A 17,752-nucleotide genomic window follows, 5' to 3' on the forward strand; every position below is an offset into this window, starting at 1 on the left:
GGGCTAAGAAATCCTGTGTCCGACGGGTGAGGAAGCGTCTTGCCCGTGACGGTAAGCAGCTCTGCCCGCTGCGATACTTTCGGACAGAACGCGGGCCGAATTACGGGCAGCCGCATGTTGTCGCTCTTGTGCGTCCGGCACAGACCTCATTCTGCGCACATCGGGCCGCAAGCGTTTGCCACACCTTCCGCACCGCGCACGACTCCCGGAGCGCGGTGTCGGCCGTACGGCGGCTGTCAGACCCGTGCTGCCCCTCCGCCGATCTGCTACCGCCGCGCCCTGCCTCTTGACGCGAACAGCCGCCACGCCCCGTCGTGGCCAGCGCCGGTCTTCTACGGCCCCCGTCATTCGGGCCGTTCCTCGCCCGCTTCGGGCGGCAGCGCCGCTTCGATGGGCAGCAGCACCGTAAAAATCGTGCCCTCGCCCACCCAGCTTTCCACGCTAATGGAACCGCCGTGCAGCCCGACGATCTTGTGGGCAATCGACAGGCCGAGCCCGCTGCCGCCGCCCGAGCTGCTGCGCGCAGTATCGGCTTTGTAGAAGCGCTCGAAAATCCGCGCCTGATCCGCTTCGGCAATACCGATGCCCGTGTCGCGAATCTCCACCCTCGCCCACGGACCGGCAAACGTCAGCCGTACGCCCAATGTCCCGCCCAAGGGCGTAAATTTAATCCCGTTATGAAGCAAATTCGTCCATACCTGGCTGAGCAGGTCCTGGTCGGCGGCAATGCTCCCTTCCTCCAGCTGAATATCCAGCTCCAGCTCCTTGGCTACCCATTGCGGCTCGCAGGCCAGCACCAGATTGCGCAGCTGCTTGTCCAGCCGGTACCGCTGCGGCTCGAACGGCGGCTGGGCCGACTCCAGCGAGCTTAGCTTGAGCAGATTATCGCTGATTTTGGACAGCCGCTCGCTTTCCGCTTCAATGATGCTCAAATATTGCTTCCGCTCCTGCGAATCGAGCCGGTCGTCCATCAACGCCCGCGAAAACCCGCGGATCGACGTCAGCGGCGACTGAATCTCGTGCGATACGTTGGAAATAAACTCCTGACGCAGCTTCTCCATCTGCCCCAGCTCCACAGCCATTTCATTAAAACCTTGCACAAGACCGCCGAGTTCGTCGCCCATCGGTCCCGGCTCAGGCAGCAGGATGTTAAAATCGCCCTTGGCCATGCGGCGCATCGCATCGGTCAGCATGAACAGCAGATCGACGCGCCTGCGGTTTGCTCCGTTCAGCCACGCCAGCCCGAACATCAGCAGCAACCCGAGGAAGCCGGCGATCAGTTGAATCTCCACCCCATGCCAGAGCGGCGGCGTCTCCACCATCACGAACAGCGCGTACGCCTGCCCGCTGATGACAACCCGCGTGCCGCTGAATGCCGTGCCGGTCCCTACCCAGTACGGGCGGTCAAAGCTGTGCACAGCCGCACCGTTCAGCACGCGCAGGATATCCTGATGCAGCGGCGTCCACGAGCCGCCGCTTCCCGCTATGGAGCCAACAGCTAGCAACGGACCGCTCTCATCCGCGAGCACAAAGCGCTTGGGCGAATCCTGCCCCAGCAGCTCCAGCAGTTGGGCCGCTCGCTCGCGCGTCGCGGGGCCGCTGCCCAGAAAGGTTTTGACATCAGCCGCCATTTGCTGCTCCGCCGCCCGCTGCGGTCGCTGGTCGAACATCAGCCCCGTTCCGATGTAAGCAAGGCTCCAGCATAGCGACAGCGCGATCCAGAATAACATCACCAGCAGCAGAGCGAATCCAAGCTTTCGCCTTTTGCTCACGTCCCCCGACTTCGCTTGCCCGTTAGCCGTCTTGCCCTGATCCTCCCGCACCCTCGCTTGCGCCTCACGCCCTTGATCCTGCCGCGCTTCGCCGCTTCGCGCCAGCCCCGCTCCCGCGTTCCGGTCGATGCCGCCAGCCCGGTCATCGGATCGATCCTCAGCCCGATCATCGGTCCGATCGTCAGCCCGGCCCCTACGCCGTCCGCCTGCCGCCACACCGCTCTCGCCAAGCCCAAGCTCCGCGTCGCTTCCCGCCGGCCCCCGGCTCGCCTCGCTCCCCGCTCCGCTGGAGTCCTTCCCTTCGCCGCCGTTCATCCCAACACCTCCAGCCGATAGCCGAGCCCGCGAATCGTGCTGATGCGAAAGCCGCTCTCCTCCTCGGAGAACCTTTCGCGCAGCCGATTGACGTGGACATCGACCGTGCGCTCGTTGCCCTCGTAATCGTAGCCCCAAATCTGCTCGATCAGCTGGTCGCGCGAAAAGGTTTTGCCCGGATAGCTGGCCAGCTTGTACAGCAGCTCGAATTCTTTGAGCGGCATCGTCAGGCTTTGCCCGTCCGCCCGCACCTCAAACGTCTTGCGGTTCATCGTCACCTTGCCTGCCGTCACCTCCTGCGCCGCGGCAATCCGGTAGCGCTTGAGCAGCGCTTTGACGCGAACCGCCAGCTCGGCCGGATCAAACGGCTTGACCAGATAATCGTCCGTACCCAGCTCAAAGCCCTTAACCTTCTGCGCCGTCTCGCCTTTGGCCGTCAGCATCAGCAGCGGCAAATGGTCGTACTGCTCGCGCAGCTCGCGGCACAGCTCCCAGCCGTCCATATGCGGCATCATGATATCGAGCACCACCAGCTCGACCGGAGCCGCCGCCAGCGTCCGCAGCGCATCGCGGCCGTCCTCGGCCTCCAGCACCGCCAGCCCTTCGTTTTGCAGCAGCACCCGCACCAGCTTGCGAATATGCGGATCGTCGTCCACCACCAGAATCGTCGTCATGCTTGCCGCCTCCTTTTGTCCGTCGTATCCCGAGGTCCGCCCTCCTCCGTTCCGCACCGCTGCTCCCGCCCTACGGATCGGCCTCACTTTGCTATCAGCATACGCCGGATTTGTAAACTCAATATAAACGACTTTTTTTCAAATGGGAATTGTGCTAAATTAGGAAGAAATCGGGCCGCTCCGGCGCCGAGATCACGTGTAAGGGTGGTTGCTGATGCTGAAAAACCCGTTTTCCCTCTTTGAACAGGCCGAGGCCGGACAAGAAAGGCAAGAGCTTGCAACGCGCATCCGTCAGGAGGGTCATTCCTGCTTTCGCCGTTTTATCGATAGCTTTACCGCTGCCATCAAAGCCGCACAAGACGGAGAGCTTGAGCGCATTGAGCAGCTGATTGCCCAAGCGCAAGAGCTGTTCCCGGTTCCCGCCGAATTCAGCCCCTCCTGGCAAAAAATCTGGGACGAGCTGCTCGAAATGAGCGCCAACAAGCGCAGCGTGCTCGAAGAAATTTCTGCCGCCGAGCGTGACGGCGAATGGCAAATCATCATCGACAACCCGAAAGCGATTCAAGAGGTCGTCTGCTACCCGGGGCTGCCCTTCCTTGACGCCGCCAATCTGTACGCCTACTTCCGTCCACAGCTGGCCCAAAACGAGTATATCCGCTTGCAAAAAATTCAAACCGTCATTCAGAAAATCGGTCCCTGAGATCAGCTCAGCCGCTTTCCTCCAGCGCGTGTCTCCCGGTGCGCGGCGGTTGCCCGACCGGATCATGTCGGGAAGGGTGGGACTGCGCCGGGCCACGCTGGACCGGGCCGTCCGTTCCTTCTTCCCCGTTCCGGCATGCGGCTCACAGCCGCCAGCCTGCCCTACCCCGGCTAGGCCTGCGAACACAAAGCCGGCTCGGGCTCCGGTTCGTCCTTAGGCTGCGCCAGCACGGGGAACACCGCGCGGAAGGTCGTGCCGACGCCTATTTTTGAATCCGCTTCCATTCTTCCCTCATGGCGCTGCATAATGCTCAGACATACCGCTAGCCCCAAGCCCGTCCCCCGCTCCTTCGACGTATAAAACGGTTCGAAAATCCGCCCAAGCCGCTCCTCGGGAATGCCCGGGCCGTCGTCCGACACCCGGAGCGCAACCTGCCCGCCCGCAAGCTCCGTAGCCAGCACCAGCGTGCAGCCGCGACTCTCCATCGCTTCCAGGCCGTTGCGGGCCAAATTCAGCACAAGCTGCTTGATCTCCTTTTCGCAGAGCAGCAGCAGAGGCAGGTCCGGCGTCAGGCGCATCTCGACCTGCATCCCCCGCAGATTGGCGTCGGCTTGAATGATCGGCAGCAGCCGCTCCAGCAGCACGTTAAGCTGCAGCTGCTGCATGTCCACCACGCGATTTTGCGCCAGCGATAAAAAATCGTTGATAATCTCATTCGTGCGGTCCAGCTCCTCCAGCATCAGCTGAAAATAAGGCTGAAACGTCCCGTCCGAGCGCTCGCTGATCAATTGAATAAATCCCCGCATCACCGCCATCGGATTGCGGATTTCGTGCGTGATGCTGGCAGCCATCTGCCCCACCAGTCGCAGCCGCTCCAGCTGATTCAGCTCCAGCCGCAGCCGTTCGATTTCCGTCACATCCTGATACATGCCCACTGCGCCGACAATTTCGCCGCCTTCCGTTAACGGATAGGCATAGCACAAAAAGCAGCGCTCCCGAAACCGGATATACTCCGCCCTGCTCGTCTCTCCCTGCAGCGCCCGCATGATGTGCAGCTCGCCCTCCCGCAGCCCGCGAGCGCCCAACATGCCCGACAACGGCCCGCTTTCCAGCTCGTCACGGGTATATTCGGGAAAATAAGCGGACATTTCCTTATTGCAATGCGTCATGGCCCCGTTGCGATCCACCACCAGCACCGGCAGCGGCAAGCAGTCCAGCAGCATTTGCAGACGTTCGGCGCTCTGCACCGCTTTGACGGTCAGCTCCTCCAGCTGACTGGCCATGGCCCGCTCCTCCGTAATTTCCTGAAAATAAGCCGTTGCCCCGACGATCCGCCCCGTACGCGGGTGTAGGATTGGCGCCGTGTCGAACACGATCGGCACCTCCTGAACGTAAAGAAGCTCCTTCGTGTAGACCTTACCCGACTCCAGGGCATGCAAGAGCGCGCTATCTTCTTCCCTCACTCCGATGCGCTTCAGCAGCTGCCGCACGTTACAGCCCTGCAGCTCCTCCCGATCCAGCCCGGTCAGCTTCAAAATACGCAAGGCGCTTTCGTTGAAAAACGTCAAGCAGCCGTGCTCGTCAATACACATAAATCCGCCCGGCGTCTGCGCCACCATCCAGGTCATCAGCTGCTTCCGCTGATCCGAAGACGCAGTCGCCTTCCGCATCGCAGCCCACCAGACAGCGAAAGCAGGCAGCCAAGCCAACGCCATGCCGACCAGAAAAAGGGGCGTAGCCCCCTCCTTGTACATCAGCACGGCTCCGGCCAGCGGAAATACAATCAAAAACAGGGTGGTGGCCCCTCTTTTATTTAAAAACCTCATGACAGCACTCCTGTCCTTGGTACAGCTTTTCCAAACTCCTTTATATTCGACGCATCAGGCCCGCTTCCTTGCACCGCTGTAAAAAAGAGGGAGCCCATTAGCCGCGCTCCATCCCCGTTCGGACAGACTCCCTGCAAGGGCAATGCGATGAATGTAACAGAAAAGCCCCGCATGCCCGAAGACGAATCTTCGGCCATACGAGGCTTGAAGCTTGGAAGCAATGCGGTTCCGTTGCGAAAGCCCGCGCTATCTTCGCGGTCCTGAGGCTTGGCGGTTGCTCGTTCATTGTTTCCTGATTGCTGGTTATTCGTAGCTTGCTCGTTGTTCCCGGTTACCCGTTCCTTGCTTCCTGCCGCCCGATTTATCCAGGCGGCAATTGCGTATCGACCCGACCGCTTTCCACATGCTGCGAGGAAGCCGACGGCTGCACTTGAAGGGTCACGGTATCGTTCATTCCGACCGGAATCGTGTCGAACGTCAGACGGCGGGTAGCCGGGTTGTACGCCAAGCCCGTCAGCTTGTAGTCGACCGTCTCCTCCGAAACGCTGTTGTAGATGCTTGCTGTGACGGAAAAATCATCGACCGTCAAGCCCTGCGTATCATTGTCGGCCAGCTCCACCGTGACGCCGTCCGGCGTGGCGCCGCTCAAGCTGCTGAGCGCTGTCATGCTGTCGGCTCCGACGCCCATCGAGCCCGGTACAAACTGCGGCTCGCTGTCCACCAGCTCGTTGCGCGTGATCACTTGACTGCCGGACGGACTGACATTCAGATCGAACACATGCCAGTAACGCTCGTTGCCCGCCGAAGCCGGTACGTTAAATACATAAGTCGGAGTCACCGCCGAGCCCTGATAGACCTCAACCTTGGCGCCCGACGCGGCCAGACGCTCTTCAAAGGAATAATTTTTGACGTAAAAGGTGTACGTGCCGTAAACCTGCTGCGTCACCGACGCCAGCGTCGTCGTTTCCGGACCTTCGCCCGACGTATCGTCCAGATCCAGCGTCGCGTAGTTCGCGCCTTGGTAGTCATATTGCTTGTGGCCGTAGTAGATGTGGAAGCTTCCGTCGTCCGGCGTCGGGCCGATCAGATGCGAATCCAGATCCCGCGGCGTGGAGCCCCACGTCAGTACAATGCGGGTATCTTCGCCTTCCGGCGCCCGGACCGCGATCAGTTGATTGCTTTCCTGCGGTTCTTCGCTGAACACCAGACTCCTGGTGACAAAAGAGGACACATAGCCGAGCTTGCTCATCTCAACGGTATACGTCCCGGCCGGCAACGAAATGCTGTACACGCCGTCGCCGTCCGTCACCGCTTCAGCCAGCACGTCCCCGTCATGATTGTCGGCTCCGGCGCGGAAGCGCAGCGTCATGCCGGATACCGCTCCGTTGTCGAGGTCATCGCGCACCCGACCGTAGATGCTGCCGGCGATTTGCTGCGGCGACAGCTCGACCGCCGAGAAAGCTACGACCTGGCCGCTGCTGTTGACAGCGTAAAGGCCCAGATACTTGACCTGAATCGGGTCCAAGCCCTCAATATCACCGCCCGCTGTGTAGGACACCGCTCCGGCCGGCAGCGCCGAACGCATTTCCGGCGTAGGAAGCGGCGAGCTTGACGCGACGTAATACAGACGGCTTTGATCGGTGACGACTTTTGCCGATCCCGGCACGGAGCCCGGCTGCACGCCGAACGGGAGTATCGGCGCAATGACCTTCAGCGGCTCGATCTGCCGCAGCAAAAACTTCGCGTTGCGGTAAATGAGCGGCGTGCCAGGGTCTTCACCGGCGTAAGCGCTGGAAAAATCCCAGCTTTGCATCTCCAGCTGCGTGGTCAGCGCGGTGGCATCGACGATGGTGAACGGCGCATCGGCGTCGACGATCAGCGCAGGAAATGCCGTTTGGCCGGCATCTTCGCCGTTGATCGTCATTTTGGCCACCAGATTGTGTACGCCGTCGTTCAGATGCTGCAGCGCAATCGTCAGCGGATGTTCGCCGTCGCTCGTTCCGCTGCCCAGCACCGTGGCGCCCTCATAGACCGTCACCATGCTGCCGGCCGGGGCCGCTACCCGCACCTGCGGCTCGCTATCGTGCGTGACCTGCGGCAGCAGCGGGCTGACGATGACCGGCCCTGTGATCACAACGGCGCCGGCACTGCCGCCTGCCGTCCACAGGCTTGCACATATGCTTGCAGCCAGCAGCCATGCGGCTTTTGGCTGGACTCTTTTTTTCATAACATCCCTTCTCCCTATGTTCTTGCAATATCCAATTGTACCATACAGACGGAACAGCAATCTGTAAGGTTTCATACAAAACCAGCAGCTTTATGCGCCGATTTTCAATGGGAGAAAGGAGCGAAGCTCTTGATCACACGCTCGGTTCCGCGGAAATTTGCCAACGCACGCCAAACGGATCGATCAAACGCCCAAACATCGCACCCCAGAACATGCGTTCGAATTTCATGATGACCGATCCGCCTTCGGACAAACGCCCAAACGCCTGCGCCGCCTCCTCCTCCGTAGCAAACTCGAGCACCAGGTCCATGCCATTGCCGCGCCGCACGGTCTCGGCATCTGCCATATAAAAGGTCTGACCGGCCGCTTGAAGCACCAGATGCAGCACGCCGTTCGGGTTATTCGCTCCCGGAAAAGCCTCATACGTCTGTACGCTTTCGATCGCTCCTCCCAGCGCTTCGGCGTAGAATGCCGCCTGTTTTCTGGCGTCCTCACAGTAAATGTAGGGGTATAGCTTGCTCATACGATCCATCCTCCCGTCATGTTATCGGCTCGCTTCCTGCGCGTCCGGCGCAGACCATTGAAGCGGCTGCGTGTTGAAAAACAAATTTGGATTCACAGGCACATTATGCGCCCAGAAGGTAAAATGCAAATGCGGTCCGGTGGAAAAGCCGGTCGTTCCGACCAACCCGATCACATCGCCGCGCTTGACCTTGTCGCCAGCCTTGACCAACAGCTTGGACATGTGAATGTATTGGGAAAACAAGCTCATTCCGTGATCAATATAGACGGAATTGCCCGTCAGGTACAAGCTCTCGGCCAACGCCACGACACCGTCGTTCGTCGCCTTGACCGGCGTACCCTCGTCGGCGGCCAGATCAATCGCTTGATGCGTGCTGTCGTATTTGCCGTTGACGTACCGGGTAAAGCCGAACGGGGTCGTCAGAATGCCTTCGATCGGCTGCATAAACGGGCCGGTAAACAGGAAGACCGGCTCGGAGCGGCTGCGTGCCGCGTCGATTTTGCGCTGATCGGCTTGGATGCGCTCCGTTTCCTGCCGCATGCTCTCCATTTGCTCGGTGACTTGGATGCGCTGGGTGTCGAAGGTTTTGGCCTTGACTGTCAGCTTGGCCCCGCCGATCGTATACGTGCCGGGCTTGGCCTGCATCGACATCGGCAAATAGACGTAGAAGCCTGCGCCGAAGGGCTGCAGCTTGTAGGTTTTGCCCTGCCACGCGACCTCGCCGGCCGCGCTGCTGCGCACCAGCACGGCGTCCCCGGGCGACGCCGTGTCCGGCAGCAGCGTCCAGGCGCTTTGCATCGCGCGCCGGGCTGCCTCCGGGGAAGCGTACAACGCCGCTTCCCGGACAATACCGCGCTGACGCTCCCGCTCCAGCGCGAGTCCCCCGGCCGCCTCCGGCGAGGCCGGGTCCAGCCAGTGGTGACCGCCATCCGTGGTCACCAGCAGCACGGCGGCGCTGTCCGGCGCGCCGCTTGGCACCGACCGCGCCCAAGCGACGCGGTCGGTGAGCCCCTGGAACTGCCGCACGGCATACGACCGGCCCTCCCGGTCGATAGCTGCAGGGGCAGTTCCTGGGGCGGGCGGCCCGAAGCCGAGGGCCGCGGTGCGGGCGAGCTCGTCCGCGCTCGGCGACGAGGCTTCGCCCACGCTCTCGCTCCCGGCTCCGCCCGCGCTCTCGCTCCCGGCTTCGCCCGCATTCGCGCCTCCGGCTCCGTCCACGCTCTCGCTCGCGGCTTCGCCCGCGCTCCAATGCGCGCCGCCGTCGACGGTTACGCGCACACCGTCGGAATACCGGGCCCAGCCCCGATCCAGATCCTGCATGTGAAAATCCAGCAGGCTGGGGGGCCCGGCCGCTTTTGGCTGCGCCGACGGTTGCGCGGACGCGGTCGGCGGCCCCGCTGCGGGTGCATCGGTCCGCTGGAGCCATAGCCCGCAGCCCACAGTAATGATTGCAGCGGCTGCAAAGCTGGCCACGCTCACCCCAAGCCAATAACGGCCGCTGCGCAGCCTGCTGAGCGGGCCGCGATTACTGCGGCTGCGCGATCGTGCATCCATCCTCTCATCCCTCCCAACGGCGCCCCGAACGCCAGCTTGTCCATCCCTTGCCTTTATCTCCACACTCTTGTTTATATATATTCGTGTATACGCCATTTAAGCCTACTTGGCTGCACCTGTCTTCAAGCAACCCGGCAAGCCATCTCGCCAACGGATTCGCTCATATGAAAAGACGAGCTTGACGGCAAAAAAGTTCCCATCCCCGTCCTCACGACGCCTTCACCACGCGTTCACATCACCTTCACCCTGCCTCCGGCTTGTCCGGCTTTGCCTTCGCAACGCCTCCACTTCACCTGCACGTTGCCTTCCGCTTAGCATCCTCTTCATTGGCGCAGCCCTTTCCGCACCGCGCGACTGTCCGCAGCCCGGTGCGGACCGACCGCACGGCAACTGTCGTCAGGCCCGGCCCCAACGCTTGACCACAAGCTCACTCAGGCGCCCATTAGCTCCAACCGGCAAAGCAGCCTCTCCAAGCGGTCCTTCCAGACAGCCCCTCAAAGCGGTCCGGCAAGCGCCCTCGCCAAACCCTCTCTGGAAACCGCCGCTAGCTCGTCATCGCCCCGGTCATGTCCATAGAGCAGCAGCACGACCAACGTAAATACCGCGCGAAATCGGGCTAACTTGCGGGTATCCGCATCCACAGCACCGTACAGGCAAAAAAACCGCTCCCGCTCGCTCACCGGCACATAGCTGTACGCGATCGCCAGATCCAGCGCCGGATGACCGATGTGCGCATCGCCCCAATCGATCACCCCATTCAGCTCGCCCTGCTCATCCTCCAACACATTGCGAAGATGCAAATCGCCGTGCAGCAGCGTTTCCCGGTATGAGCGGACGTTCACCCCGTCCAGTCCCGCGATCAGGCTTTCCAGCGCCTCACCGCCGTGCCACAGCCCCAGCGCTGCGGCCTCTTCCTCTCTCGCCTGCAGCCGCTCCAGCGCCGCCGGCATCACAAATCGACCGACCGGGTCGCTCCCCGGTACGCCCAGCCGCTTGGCCGATTCTGCCGGGTACGCGTGCAGCGCCCGCAAAAACGCCGCCAGCCGCTCCACCGACCTCCGCCGGCCCTCGTCGTTGCCCACGCGCGGCGGCCGCCCCGGCACATAGCGATACCCGGCAAACGGCCACGGATACCGCTCCTCCGGCGCGCCCAGCAGCAGCGACGTCGGAATTGCCAGCGGCTGCTCCAGCGCTCCCAACGCAGGCAGCAGGGCGCACTCCGCGCGCAATAGCTCTACAGCACTCTCACGCCGCGGAAAGCGAAACACATACGCGCCATTCACCCGATAAGCGGTGTTGTCAAAGCCCTCTCCGGCCGCAATCGCAGTCACCGGGGCCAGCTGCGGAAACTGCCGTTCAATCAACTCCGCGGCTTCTTCCTCCGTCACCACCCGTTCCGGATGCCAAACCGACATACCACCACTCCTTATCCATGCTGCCGTTCATCGCGCCTCGGCCATAAACATATGCTTGACAAACATTCCCCATCTGCCCGGCCAATTCCTCTCCTGACAGCGATAACGAGCAAAAAAAAGCCGCACCGGCAATGCCGGCCGACCTTGTACAGCCGCGCGCCGTGTCGGCGTGCAGCCAAACATAACCCTGCTGTCTATCGTCTGTCCCACGTTTCTCTTTTCGTCAGCCATCTTACGTTCAGCATCGCACTCTGGAAATCGCGCCTCTTTATCGATCTCTTGTACGCTGGCGCACCCGATCTGCTCGTCTGCGCGTTCGCCGTGGTTCAGCGGCTCCATCTCGTACAGCCCCCGGCTCGCGACGCGGGCTGCCGACGGCGTTGGCTGTCCGGCAGCAAGCCGGACCTGCCGGACTGTTCCTTTCAACCCGCCTAGGTTTTAACTGCGCGTTCGGCGTTGACGCGGCCGTATCGCCAGTAGGTTCCCGTCCCCAGAATCGGATCGGCGCTGCCGAGGATGGCACTGCGGATTTGCGCATTTGTCCGACCTTGAGCAGCCAGCAGCGCCGCCAGCCCCGACACGAGCGGCGCGGCCATTGAGGTTCCGCTCAGATAGGCGTAAGAGCTGCCCAGGTACGTCGAGAAAATCGCTTCCCCCGGCGCAGCCACGTCCACCCACGGACCGAAGTTGGAAAAAACCGACTTCACGTCCTGCGCATTCGTAGACGCCACTGCAATCACCTCGTCGTAATTCGCCGGGTAGCTCGGCGCCGACGAGCCCTCGTTGCCCGCAGCCGCGACCAGCACCGCTCCCTGGCTCCAGGCGAAGCGCACGGCATTCCGCAGCGTGGTCGACGTCGCCGGCGCGCCCAAGCTCAGGTTGATAACCTGAGCCCCCTGCTGCGCGGCGTAGACGACTCCCTGCGCCACCTGCTCCAGCGTGCCGCTGCCGGAGGCGTCGAGCACGCGCACAGGCATAATCGTCGCCAGCGGGGCCATGCCGCTGACGCCCAGCGCGTTGTTGGTGGCAGCAGCGGCAATGCCCGCTACGTGCGTGCCGTGGCCGTTACTGTCTTCGGGAGCATCGTCCCCGCCGACAAAATCGCGGCCGGGCGCAAGCTTCCCCTCCAGATCGCGGTGTCCCAGCTGCACACCGGTATCGACGACGGCAACCCGGACCATCGGCGCTCCTTGCGTCACATCCCACGCCGCTGGCGCATTCACCTGCTTGAGTCCGTATTGATACGTCTCAAAATACGGATCGTTTGGCTTGTACGACGACTGAAACACATAGTTTGGCTCCGCGTATTCGACTTCATAAAGCTGCTGATAATGCTTGAGCATCCGCCGCATTTTCCGCTTGGAGCGAATCAGATGCGTCCCCAGCACATCGTAGCTGCGCAGCACCTCGCAGCGCGCCTTGCCGACAATCTCCTTGCGCCGCTGCTCGTCCACCTCATCTCTGAACTTCACCAGCAGTTGGTTCGGCACATGAGGCGACCAGCGCCTATCCTCTCTGGCTTCGTGATACCCATAGAGCAGCAGAAAGGCAATCACTTTAATGAGCACCAGCACGCCGATGACCAACCCTAACATCTGTGATTCCTCCTCCTCATACAGCAGATTTTGATGGTTCTCTGCATGCTATGAGCCGGAGCTCGCTCCCGCTTGTATGCCTGTCCTTCGCGTTGTCAAAACAGGTACACGTCCCGCGAAAAGCGCTATAAAATAGAAAAAGCCGCCCCCGATGAATCGGGAGCAGCTGCTTTCGTGCTGTAAAATTACAATTTTACAACTTTGTCGGCTTGTGGGCCGCGTTGGCCTTGAACAACTTCAAATTCAACCGCTTGACCTTCGTCAAGAGTTTTGAAGCCGTCGCCTTGAATTGCGCTGAAGTGAACGAATACGTCCGGGCCGCCGTCTACAGTGATGAAGCCGAAGCCTTTCTCAGCGTTAAACCATTTTACAGTACCTTCTTGTTTTGCCATTTGAAGTTACCTCCGAAAATTAAATTAACATGTTCCTTTTTCATGGATAAAAAATTCACATATTGAAAAAAGTACCATTCCTATATGGCGCTCTTGTCAATAGGCGCATTTCTTTAACCACTTTATCAATTATCTCCACTCTATCACAGACTTTTACAAAACGCAAATGGGAAAAAGCCGCTCCGCCCGCTCCCCATACGCATTAGCGCACAATTTTCAACGTCACGGAGCCGAGAAAACGCGCAACGGCGCGGCAAAATGGCAGCGCTAACATCGCCAAAGCCGCAGCAATCGTCGCCCTTCATTGTGCTGCAGCCAGCCGGCCGTTCCACACAGCCGGACCTGCTGCCTCCTTCGCGCAAGCGCCCCCATTGCCGAGGAGCCATTGCTCACAGCGCTTTCTCAAAGCAGCGGAAGGGCGCCTTGCGCAGCGGGAACCGCACCGTACCCGTCGGCTTGTACCCGGCCCTGCTGTACATGCCCAGCGCCGTCTCGTTCTCCGAGAATACGTCGAGCCGGATGCTCGTGCAGCCCTCGCTGCGGGCGCGCTGTTCCGCAAAGCCAAGCAGCAGCTTGCCCAAGCCCTTACCCTGATGCTGCGGGTGGACGGCCAGCCGGTGGATACATGCGGGCCGGCCGCTGCGGTCGGCCCACTCCAGCTTGCTGTAGGCTCCGCTCATCTTGCGGTCCACCACCACCGCGGCAATGACGACGCCGTTCTCCACAACGCCGTACAGCGTGCCGGACTTCAGATCGCTGCCGATGACAAAGCGGTTCGGGTACATCCAGTCCCACTGCTCGATGCCGTCGGCCCGCAGCCGGCGGGCCACCTCCGTGTAGAGCGCAAGAACGCTTTTTTTCATATCCGGGGTCAATCGCTGAATGTCCATGTTAATACGCTCCTTTCACGCACCGTTTATTGGAGTTGGCTTTTGATCTCCAGAAGACGGCGGGACGACTTGCGGCGGTATATCACCGTCCACAGCAGCGCAGCGCCGATAAAACCGTACAGGACAAAGTTCGACAGCGCCAGGAATTGCGACGTGGTCAGCTCGAATACGAGCACGACGCGCACGCCAGCTTCCAGAACCAGCATCAGGCCCCATACGAACGTCATCAGCCGCATGACGAAGCGGAAATAAGCGATGCTCCAGTTGTCGGCAAAGCCTTCAATTTTCATAAAGCGCAGCGCCAGATGAAAGATCAGCGGACGCTTGAGCAGCAGCGAGCCGAGAAAGATCAGACCGACGGCGCCCGTGATGAGCGATTCACGAACGAGCAGGATCTTTTCGCTGCCGCCCAGCGAAACCAGCACGAGCGTCAGCACCAGCGTAAACAGCATGAGGCTGCCAAAGGCGTCAAGCTTGCGATGCTTGGCAAAATGGACCACATTGTCGACCAGCGGCACCAGCGTGGCGATCGACAGCGCAGCGACGCCGCTCATATAGTTATTCAGCAGCTCATAAATTCCCCACGGCGCCAGACCGTTAATCAAAAGCGTGAAAATCACATAATTACGGGTAGACATAGTTGGCTACTCTCCTTTTCGTTGTCTTCGAATCCAGATTTCGGCTATGGCCAGATTCGGTATCCAGCACAGCCAGGCGACTACGCGGTAGGCCGCTTCGAAATCGCCGTCAAACAGCAGCACGAGCGGAAAGAGATACAATCTCAGACCAACCGCGGCCAACGTCAAGGCATAGCTGCGAAGCATCCAGCGGCGGTGAGCGTCAGCTTTGCCTTGGATGATGCGGATTACGCCCATCAGCGTGCTAGCCGCCCAAAGCAGGTCGAGGGTGAAAAATCCCACCCCAGCCACCCAGCCACCCGTCGCATAAAGCGACAAGTAGACGCTGACCAGACTGCTGAGCATAATCGACGCGACGTAGATGATGCCCAACATTCGATGCCTGCGGCGCGCCGCGGCGCTGCGCTGCTTGCGGAACAGCTGGAACGGGCCGATCACGATTGCCAGACAGGCCGTTGCGATATGCGCGTATAGTACGTACACCCACGGCGTTAAATGAAAATCGGGCTTTCGCAGCTTCTCTTGCACAAGGCCGGCATACTTTGGATGGAAGAAGCCGTATTGGACGATTGCGTAAGCCGCTACCACAAACGCCAGCGCGGTGATGAGGCCGATACCGAATTTTCGCATCTCAGCCGGCCTCCTAGCTAAGCGAACGCAGCAGCACCTGGAAAATATCCTTGAGCTCCAGCCTGCCGGCGTCGTCTGCTACAATCAGATTTTGCACGCGTAAGCCGTAAGCAAACACCATGAAGATCGAAGCCATCTTCTCGGCGTCCACCTCTTGCGGAATCGCCCCTGCCTGCTGTCCGACGCGAATCCAGTCGGCAGCCGTACGCTGCGAGAACACATAACCGTTCTTGAGAATCGCCGCCACCTTGGGGTTATCGTTCTGGCTCAACAGGTACATGAAAATCTTGCCCGTCACATCCTGCCCGCCCGAGCTGTTATCGATACTTCCGGCGATCATCTGAATCGGGAGCGTCGGGTCAGGCCCTTGTACCTCGCCAACCACCTCATTGAAGCGCTCGTTCGTTGCGTTCATCTTCGCCCGCAAAATCATCCCGAACAATTCGTCCTTGCCCGTTACATAATGATAAATGGCTCCTTTGGACAGATGGGTCCGCTCCATGATGTCCTGCAAGGTGGTGTTGCGGCAGCCCTTCTCGCGGATGAGCTGTTCGGTCGTATCCAGCAGCAACTGCAGCGTCGCGCTTGGCGCTTGCAGCTGCTTGTCGGCATCAGTCATGCTCGGGTTCCTCCTTGCTTTCGATTACAAACCGTCGGTCGGTTTGTTCATGTTTTTATCATACAGACCGTCGGTCGGTCTGTCAATAGGCAAAGCCGTTTTTTTTGCAAAACATTTCCTGTCCCAAGCAAAAAAGGACACCTCACGGTGCCCCGGCCGTTACAGCTCCCCGCCGCACCCCGTTATTTCGCGGAGGAGACGAGCAGCATCACACTTTTATCCTGTTCATAGTTCCAGTCTACGAAACAGTCGATGACCCGCTTGCCGAGAATCCGCTCAAAGCTGCTATTGTTATGAAAATAGCTTTTTTCCAGATTCCGTTTGACGCCCTTGAGCAGCTCGCCGTGTCCGAGTCGGATCAACTCCTTCTCAATCCGCACGAGCAGTCCGCTGCGCACCACCAGCAGCGTCCGCGAATTCAGCTCACAGGAATAGATTTCCTCCGGCGTTTTTTGCGCCTGATAGCTGATGCGGCTGATCTCTTGCTCCAGCTCGACGCGCCCCGTATAAGCCTCGTTCACAGGTTGCGCGTCCGGCACCGGCTCCGGACACAGACCAACGAGCATCCCGGTCTTGTTATGGAGCGACCAGTCGCAATAAAATTCGCGCGGCTTGACGCCGGTCACGATTTCGATATAGCTTGCAATTTCCGGCAGCATCATTTGCATGAGCTTTTCGCGCATTTGATCGACAATCATTTCATGGTCCTGCTCCAGCAAAACTTTCTCGGAGGGAGTAAGAAAATTTCGCAAATAAATGGTGATAAACGTATGTCCGATGGACACAAATACCGATTCCGGCCCTTTGCCGAAATGATCGCGCAGCAGCTTGCCGGTATAGCTCGCAATTAGCTGTTGATATTGAAAGACCTGTTGGTTCATCAGATTCGATTCTTCCATGGCCGTCTCCTCTAAACTTGATAAGAGCGCTTAATATGACAATCAGTATGTGCCATGGAGAATCTTTATATCCCCCTTATGTGCGTTGTATGGGCAGCTTCACAGTGACGACGGTTCCGCCTTCCGGCGGGCTGGCGAATTCGATGGTTCCCTGGTGATCTTCAATGATGCGTTTGCAAATAACCAGACCCAGCCCGTTTCCTCTTTCTTTCGTGGTCACAAACGGCTGCCCGATCCGCTCCAATAGCTCGGGCGGAATCCCCAGACCGCTGTCGACGATTTCGATACAGGCCCAAGCGTCTGAAGCCGCCAGCGAGATTCTGATTCGACCTCCGTCCGGCATAGCCTCGATGGCGTTTTTGATTAAATTGATAAACACTTGTTTCAGCTTGCTTTCCTTGCCTAATACGACCAGACGTTCGGTCCCCTTCGCATAACGACCAGTGAGCTGAACGTTGTGGAGATTCGACTGCGCATCCAGAAGCGTAATCGCATTTTGCAAAATCGGCTGCAGCCCGTGCAGCTCAAATAACGTCTCCTTCGGATGCGCAAGCTCCAGCAGCTCGCTTACAATTTCATTAATGCGGTCGACCTCGGACAACATGATCTCCGTATATTGGGGTTCTCTCTGCCTCATCAGCTGTAAAAAGCCCCGCAGGCTGGTCAGCGGATTGCGGATTTCATGCGCAATGCCCGCAGCCAATGTGCCGGCCATCGTCAACTTCTCCGACTGCTCCAGCTCCCGCCAGCTCTCGACCATTTTGTCCAGCTGCGCTTCTGCGCGGCTGAAGGCCGCAAAGACCCGGCCATAGCCATACCCGACGCCTCCGGCTGCCAGCAGAGTGAAACCCAGACTCCAGAGCCAGACCTGCATGCTAACGCCCAGAACCCATAACGCCATTTGATGGAGCGCCGCCGCCGCAACCGCGACAGCACATACCTTCCCAAGCGAAGGCAGCTTTCTTCTCTTATTATCCATGTACAAATCCACCTGATTCGTTAATTTCAAGAAACGCCAAAGAGCCTAACTCTCCCACAAACAGAAAGTTAGGCCATGAAGTAACTTTTATCGCGGTGCGCAAT

Annotated in this window: 17 protein-coding genes; 1 reads left to right on the forward strand and 16 read right to left on the reverse strand. The window is 59.7% G+C overall.

Annotation, left to right across the window (positions count from 1 at the left end):
- Positions 1-344: 344 nt before the first annotated feature.
- Together B5M42_RS25370 and B5M42_RS14880 are read right to left on the reverse strand one after the other, a co-directional pair.
- Complete coding sequence (locus B5M42_RS25370) at positions 345-2,087, reverse strand: HAMP domain-containing sensor histidine kinase (RefSeq protein WP_268999210.1); 1,743 nt, start codon at positions 2,085-2,087, stop codon at positions 345-347.
- Positions 2,084-2,761, reverse strand: coding sequence for a response regulator transcription factor (locus B5M42_RS14880; protein ID WP_134749911.1), 678 nt, complete (start codon positions 2,759-2,761; stop codon positions 2,084-2,086). Before B5M42_RS14880 ends, B5M42_RS25370 begins: the two co-directional genes overlap by 4 nt.
- A gap of 214 nt (positions 2,762-2,975) precedes the next feature.
- On the opposite strand from B5M42_RS14880, the gene B5M42_RS14885 reads away from it, so the two are divergent.
- A complete protein-coding gene (locus B5M42_RS14885; protein ID WP_134749913.1) occupies positions 2,976-3,461 on the forward strand; it encodes a hypothetical protein in 486 nt (161 codons plus the stop codon).
- 170 nt (positions 3,462-3,631) lie between these two features.
- Here the strand turns inward: B5M42_RS14885 and B5M42_RS14890 are convergent, their stop codons facing one another.
- From B5M42_RS14890 to B5M42_RS14955, 14 genes are all read right to left on the reverse strand, one after another.
- Positions 3,632-5,287 (reverse strand): ATP-binding protein, encoded by a 1,656-nt coding sequence (locus B5M42_RS14890; RefSeq protein WP_134749915.1) that lies wholly within the window; start codon positions 5,285-5,287, stop codon positions 3,632-3,634.
- A gap of 361 nt (positions 5,288-5,648) precedes the next feature.
- Entirely contained in the window at positions 5,649-7,514 is a 1,866-nt protein-coding gene (locus B5M42_RS14895; RefSeq protein ID WP_167689630.1) for a carboxypeptidase regulatory-like domain-containing protein, read from the reverse strand.
- 133 nt (positions 7,515-7,647) lie between these two features.
- A complete protein-coding gene (locus B5M42_RS14900) occupies positions 7,648-8,037 on the reverse strand; it encodes a VOC family protein (protein WP_134749919.1) in 390 nt (129 codons plus the stop codon).
- A 21-nt stretch (positions 8,038-8,058) separates the two neighbouring features.
- Positions 8,059-9,591 carry a M23 family metallopeptidase gene (locus tag B5M42_RS14905; RefSeq protein ID WP_134749921.1) on the reverse strand — a complete coding sequence of 511 codons (1,533 nt, stop codon included), beginning with the start codon at positions 9,589-9,591 and terminating at the stop codon, positions 8,059-8,061.
- 494 nt (positions 9,592-10,085) lie between these two features.
- Positions 10,086-11,006, reverse strand: a complete 921-nt coding sequence (locus B5M42_RS14910) for a phosphotransferase (RefSeq protein ID WP_134749923.1) — start codon at positions 11,004-11,006, stop codon at positions 10,086-10,088.
- Positions 11,007-11,033: 27 nt separating this feature from the next.
- On the reverse strand, positions 11,034-11,432 hold the full coding sequence (locus tag B5M42_RS14915) for a hypothetical protein (RefSeq protein ID WP_134749925.1): 399 nt from the start codon (positions 11,430-11,432) through the stop codon (positions 11,034-11,036).
- Between the two features lie 5 nt (positions 11,433-11,437).
- Positions 11,438-12,601 (reverse strand): S8 family peptidase, encoded by a 1,164-nt coding sequence (locus tag B5M42_RS14920; RefSeq protein ID WP_134749927.1) that lies wholly within the window; start codon positions 12,599-12,601, stop codon positions 11,438-11,440.
- Between the two features lie 185 nt (positions 12,602-12,786).
- Positions 12,787-12,993, reverse strand: a complete 207-nt coding sequence (locus tag B5M42_RS14925; protein ID WP_134749929.1) for a cold-shock protein — start codon at positions 12,991-12,993, stop codon at positions 12,787-12,789.
- A gap of 389 nt (positions 12,994-13,382) precedes the next feature.
- Positions 13,383-13,883 (reverse strand): GNAT family N-acetyltransferase, encoded by a 501-nt coding sequence (locus B5M42_RS14930; RefSeq protein WP_134749931.1) that lies wholly within the window; start codon positions 13,881-13,883, stop codon positions 13,383-13,385.
- A 26-nt stretch (positions 13,884-13,909) separates the two neighbouring features.
- Positions 13,910-14,521 (reverse strand): VC0807 family protein, encoded by a 612-nt coding sequence (locus tag B5M42_RS14935; protein ID WP_134749933.1) that lies wholly within the window; start codon positions 14,519-14,521, stop codon positions 13,910-13,912.
- Between the two features lie 6 nt (positions 14,522-14,527).
- Positions 14,528-15,151 (reverse strand): DUF2306 domain-containing protein, encoded by a 624-nt coding sequence (locus B5M42_RS14940; RefSeq protein WP_134749935.1) that lies wholly within the window; start codon positions 15,149-15,151, stop codon positions 14,528-14,530.
- 13 nt (positions 15,152-15,164) lie between these two features.
- The gene (locus tag B5M42_RS14945; RefSeq protein WP_134749937.1) at positions 15,165-15,770 is read right to left on the reverse strand and encodes a TetR/AcrR family transcriptional regulator; all 606 of its coding nucleotides are present in this window, start codon (positions 15,768-15,770) and stop codon (positions 15,165-15,167) included.
- Between the two features lie 182 nt (positions 15,771-15,952).
- On the reverse strand, positions 15,953-16,669 hold the full coding sequence (locus B5M42_RS14950; RefSeq protein WP_230632921.1) for a Na-translocating system protein MpsC family protein: 717 nt from the start codon (positions 16,667-16,669) through the stop codon (positions 15,953-15,955).
- 76 nt (positions 16,670-16,745) lie between these two features.
- Positions 16,746-17,648 (reverse strand): ATP-binding protein, encoded by a 903-nt coding sequence (locus tag B5M42_RS14955; protein WP_134749939.1) that lies wholly within the window; start codon positions 17,646-17,648, stop codon positions 16,746-16,748.
- Between the last annotated feature and the right edge of the window lie 104 nt (positions 17,649-17,752).

It is taken from the genome of Paenibacillus athensensis (assembly GCF_004514475.2).
GTDB classification, from domain to species: domain Bacteria; phylum Bacillota; class Bacilli; order Paenibacillales; family NBRC-103111; genus Paenibacillus_AL; species Paenibacillus_AL athensensis.